Below are 244 nucleotides of genomic sequence, written 5' to 3'. Positions count from 1 at the left end.
TCTCGCGCTCTACAAGCGCGAGGCCGGCGGCAAGGACGCAATTGCAGTGTGGCCGGAAGAGGTGCACTGGGTTACCAGCAAGAGCCATCCGGTCGACGTCAACGCGCGCTCGGTGCCGTTGATCGGCGCAAAGCCATCCCTGGCCGTCAGCACGCGATGATCTGCCTGGATCGACATCTCCGAGAGAATGCTGAGGCCCATGCCGGCGGCGACCGCGGCCTGGATGCCGGCAAGGCTCGACGAC

At 66.0% G+C, this 244-nt stretch carries 1 pseudogene; it reads right to left on the bottom strand.

The annotated features are described in order from the left end of the window. Positions 1-9: 9 nt before the first annotated feature. Positions 10-244: pseudogene (locus G8O24_RS44935) on the bottom strand (hypothetical protein); the annotation flags it as partial.

The organism is Bradyrhizobium campsiandrae (assembly GCF_014529705.1).
In the GTDB taxonomy this organism is placed as follows: domain Bacteria; phylum Pseudomonadota; class Alphaproteobacteria; order Rhizobiales; family Xanthobacteraceae; genus Bradyrhizobium; species Bradyrhizobium campsiandrae.
This window is presented reverse-complemented; position numbering and strand designations above follow the sequence as displayed.